The organism is Ruegeria sp. (genome assembly GCF_028066395.1).
Taxonomy (GTDB): Bacteria; Pseudomonadota; Alphaproteobacteria; order Rhodobacterales; family Rhodobacteraceae; genus Ruegeria.
In genome coordinates this window covers 14223-16771 of record NZ_JALCBM010000083.1, presented here as the reverse complement: position 1 = coordinate 16771, position 2549 = coordinate 14223, and the positions used below count along the sequence as shown (strand labels likewise).

Annotated in this window: 4 protein-coding genes; 1 reads left to right on the top strand and 3 read right to left on the bottom strand. The window is 61.7% G+C overall.

The window, feature by feature from the left end:
* Positions 1-89: 89 nt before the first annotated feature.
* The 3 genes from sseA to MPJ51_RS19285 form a co-directional block, all read right to left on the bottom strand.
* On the bottom strand, positions 90-944 hold the full coding sequence (gene sseA / locus MPJ51_RS19295; RefSeq protein WP_298390238.1) for a 3-mercaptopyruvate sulfurtransferase: 855 nt from the start codon (positions 942-944) through the stop codon (positions 90-92).
* A gap of 70 nt (positions 945-1014) precedes the next feature.
* A complete protein-coding gene (locus MPJ51_RS19290; RefSeq protein ID WP_298390235.1) occupies positions 1015-1287 on the bottom strand; it encodes a hypothetical protein in 273 nt (90 codons plus the stop codon).
* A gap of 8 nt (positions 1288-1295) precedes the next feature.
* Positions 1296-1853 carry an XRE family transcriptional regulator gene (locus MPJ51_RS19285; RefSeq protein ID WP_298390232.1) on the bottom strand — a complete coding sequence of 186 codons (558 nt, stop codon included), beginning with the start codon at positions 1851-1853 and terminating at the stop codon, positions 1296-1298.
* Between the two features lie 112 nt (positions 1854-1965).
* Here MPJ51_RS19285 and MPJ51_RS19280 point away from each other — a divergent pair.
* Positions 1966-2549, top strand: a 584-nt coding sequence (locus tag MPJ51_RS19280; protein WP_298390241.1) for a dihydroxy-acid dehydratase, incomplete at its 3' end; no start/stop codon positions are given.

Below are 2549 nucleotides of genomic sequence, written 5' to 3'. Positions count from 1 at the left end.
ATCGATCTTCTGATCGCGCGGGTCGTCGCGGTACATCTGCATCAGCGCCAGAATCTTGTCGGCAGGCTGCGGTTTGAGGTTTTCGAACATCAGGTCTCTCCGGTAGCGACGGGCAGGGTCGGGAAGGCACCCCATTCGGCCCACGAGCCGTCATAAAGCGAATGATCTTTCTTGCCCATGCGTTCCAGCGCCAGGCTGAGGACTGCGGCGGTCACGCCGGACCCGCAGGATGTGATCGCGGGTTTCGACAGGTCCACGCCAGCCGCCTCGAACACGGCGCGACACTCCTCGGGCGACTTCATGGTGCCGTTCTTGTTCAGCAGATTGCCGAACGGCACATTGCGCGAGCCCGGAATATGGCCGGACCGCAGCCCTTCGCGCGGCTCAGCCTCGGCCCCGGCGAACCGGGTGGCCGATCGGGCATCGATGATCTGGTGATCGGCCAGCTTGGCGGCAGCCGAGACCTGAGTCACGTCGCGCACCAGGTGGTTCTGCACCCGAACGGTCATGTGACGGTCGCGGATAACGGGGGGCAGGTCTTCGATCTCGCGCCCCTCGGCCTGCCATTTCGGCAAACCGCCATCCAGTACGGCGATATTTTCCTGCCCCATCAGGCGGAACAGCCACCAGACCCGCGCCGCGGAAAACAGCCCGGACCCATCATAGACCACCACCTGATGGCCATCCCCCACGCCCATCGCCCGCAGGCGCGACATGAACTTTTCGACCGGAGGCGCCATATGCGGCAGGTCGGACCGGTGATCGGAAATCTCATCAATGTCAAAAAAACGCGCGCCGGGGATGTGGGCCGCGTCATATGCGGCCTTGGCGTCCCGTCCCTGCGCAGGCAGATACCACGACCCGTCCAGCACCCGCAGATCGGGGTCCTTGAGATGGGCGGCCAGCCATTCGGTGGACACGAGGGTTTTCGGATCGTCCTGCATCAAAACCTCCCCAAAGCGCGGTTGGATTTTCCCTATACGCGGCAAGGGCAGGGTTCAAGGCTGGATAGGTCTATTCCGCTGACTGTCGCAGCCGGAAATGCTGAATAATTCCGATCACGCTGATGACGATCCAGAACCCTTCGATCAGCATCGAGGCGAGGTTGAAGTTCTGCAGCAGGGAATAGACGATCAGGACCGAGCCCACCAAGTTGAGCACTGGAAAGGCCAGATCATTCGAATTCATCATCCGCATCTGCGTGGCGAAATAGGCCGAGACCACCACCAACGCACCGAACGAGCCGAGCGCGTCCACCCATGTCAGGCTATCGAAGAACTGCGTCATGAAAGGGTTCAATCCTGTTCTGAAATGTCGGGGTGTTGCGCATAGTGGTGCATGTTCAGGAACGCCGCCCCCTGATCGCCAGCGCGGTAGCCATGCGGCAGATCCGCAGAGAAACGCAACCCCTGCCCCGCTTGCAGCGGCACCCATTCCCCATCGCGCAGGATGTCCAGCGCGCCGTTGAGGACAAAGACCTCCTCGGTCACGCCTGCGGCATGGGCGGCGGAGTCGTGGCTCTGGTTCGGGGCAAGTTCGACGTGAAAGGTCTCGGCCCCCAGCGCGGGGTCGAATGGGAAGACGATCTTGACCTCGATACTGCCGGGGAATGTCACGGTGCGGAACAGCGATGCATCGGTCGGATCGCGCAGGGCGGATGTGCCGATCAGCGCGCTCAGCGGCAGCTGGAACCCCTTGGCGATTTTCCACAGGGTGGCAATGGTCGGGCTTGATTCGCCGCGCTCGATCTGCCCCAGCATGGCTTTGCTGACCCCGGTCATCTCGGCCACCTTGGACAGGCTCAGCCCCGAGGCCGCCCGCACATCCCGTAATTTCAGCGTAATGTCGTCCACGTCCCAGCCTGCGCCTTGCGATTTGTCTTGTACGTTATAACGCACATGTGCTACGTGCGCTATAACGTACGACGCCCCGATATGGCAAGCGCGACAAAAGGGAAACAGCATCATGCCAATGTACCGATCCAGAACCTCTACCCATGGCCGCAACATGGCCGGTGCCCGTGGCCTGTGGCGCGCCACTGGTATGGGCGACGATGACTTCGGCAAGCCGATCATCGCCATCGTCAACTCGTTCACCCAGTTCGTGCCGGGCCATGTCCACCTGAAAGACCTCGGCCAGATGGTCGCGCGCGAGGTTGAGGCCGCAGGCGGCGTCGCCAAGGAGTTCAACACCATCGCGGTGGATGACGGCATCGCCATGGGCCATGACGGGATGCTGTACTCGCTGCCCTCGCGTGAGGTGATCGCCGACAGCGTTGAATATATGGTTAACGCGCATTGTGCCGATGCGATGGTCTGTATCTCGAACTGCGACAAGATCACCCCCGGCATGCTGATGGCCGCCATGCGCCTGAACATCCCCGCGATCTTTGTCTCGGGCGGACCGATGGAGGCGGGCAAGATCGACATCGCCGATCTGGACGCCAAAAAGATCGACCTTGTGGATGCGATGGTCGCCGCCGCCGATGACAAATTCACCGACGAACAGGTCCAGCATATCGAAGAAAACGCCTGCCCGACCTGCGGGTC

Bases quoted from the DNA above. Each gene is read 5' to 3' on its own strand.
- sseA (WP_298390238.1), bottom strand. From the start codon at position 944: ATGCAGGACGATCCGAAAACCCTCGTGTCCACCGAATGGCTGGCCGCC.
- MPJ51_RS19290 (WP_298390235.1), bottom strand. From the start codon at position 1,287: ATGACGCAGTTCTTCGATAGCCTGACATGGGTGGACGCGCTCGGCTCG.